This is a genomic window from Desulfovibrio sp. 1214_IL3152, assembly GCF_036763055.1.
Taxonomy (GTDB): domain Bacteria; phylum Desulfobacterota; class Desulfovibrionia; order Desulfovibrionales; family Desulfovibrionaceae; genus Desulfovibrio.
Genome location: NZ_JBAIYW010000373.1, coordinates 1 through 1,492, shown reverse-complemented (window position 1 = coordinate 1,492; position 1,492 = coordinate 1). Strand labels below are relative to the sequence as shown.

General features: G+C 56.9%; 1 protein-coding gene. It reads right to left on the bottom strand.

Annotated features, from left to right (window positions below):
- Positions 1–812 (bottom strand): UDP-glucose 4-epimerase GalE (gene galE / locus V6C07_RS08060; RefSeq protein ID WP_333535859.1); only part of this gene is annotated, 812 nt, incomplete at its 3' end.
- Positions 813–1,492 lie beyond the last annotated feature (680 nt).

The following is a 1,492-nucleotide window of genomic DNA, read 5'->3' as shown; positions in this document are numbered from 1 at the left end:
TCCGTGACCCGGCAGGCGGCCGCCACCATTTCGCGCACGCTGAAGCCCTTGCCGTTGCCGAGGTTGCACACCTCGCTGCCGCCACCCGCGCGCAGATAGTCCAGCGCGCGCATATGCGCATCGGCCAGGTCCATAACGCCGATGTAATCGCGGATACAGGTTCCGTCAGGCGTGGCATAGTCATTGCCGAAAATGGTCACGGTTTCACGTCTGCCCAGGGGAACCTGCAGGATGAGGGGAATGAGGTGGCTTTCCGGCCTGTGGTCCTCACCGATAATGCCCCCGGGCCAGGCCCCCCCCACGTTGAAGTAGCGCAGGCTCACAAAGCGTATGCCGTGAGCCTTGCCCACCCAGTGCATCATGCGCTCCATAATGAGCTTGCTTTCGCCATAAGGATTGGTGGGGCTGAGGGGCGCGTCTTCGCTGATGGGCACATTGTCCTGCTCGCCGTAAACAGCCGCCGACGAAGAAAATACGATCTTGTCTACGCGGTTGCGCACCATAGATTCAAGCAGGCTTTGCATGCCGTGGACATTGTTGTGAAAATATTTGAGCGGCTGCTCCATGCTTTCGCCCACCAGCGAACTGGCGGCAAAATGCAGCACGGCGTCCACGCGGTGCTCGGAAAAAATCCTGTCCAGCAATTCTCCCTGGCGAATATCGCCTTCGTACAGGGTAATACCGTCAGGCAGCGAGTCGCGGTGGCCGGTAAAAAAATTGTCAATGACAATTACTTCTTCACCACGCGCCAACAGGGAACGCACATTGTGGGAACCGATATACCCGGCTCCGCCGCAAACCAGAATGGGCATTGGCATGTCTCTTTTGTTGAAAGCTGTCCGACGCGGATTCCGCGCCAACAAGGTTTCGCTTTTTGCACAACAATTGCCGTCATGGCAAGCCCCGCCATGACTGGAGCAGTTTCAACCCTGAACACGCTCCGGCGGCGGCAGAAACGGATACCCGCTGGAGCAGTTTGCGAATGAAATGAGTTCACTGCTCTGCAAGGATTTTCAGGAAAATCCTTGCCACGAAATGCGGGCAGGCAGGCTTTTGCCTGCCGTATGAGCATTTCAAGTGTAAATGCTCTGGAAGGCCCGGCATATGCGCCCCGCCGTCCATATGGGCTGCCGTGGCGCGGCCGCCGGAAGCGACAAGCAATAAAACTCCATCCGCTCTGAAAACATGTTGCCACGACTTGAGCCGCGATGCCAGCGCGGAATGATATTTTTTTACGGAACAAGGCCCGGAACCGCATAAAAAGTTCCGGGCCTTGCCAAGGGCCGTCTGCCTTACGGCCCGTCTTCGGGGTATCCGAAGATTTTTCGCGTCAGGCTTTGCCTGGATCTGACCGCGCCTGTGCTTTAGAGCAGATTAACTTTGAGAATATACATTCTCAAAGTTTAAGGCACGCTCACTTCGGCGTTTAACCGCGCAGATAAACTGCGCTTACGCCTCCGTAGCGAACGTCTGCTCACGCAGCCGCCAGAGC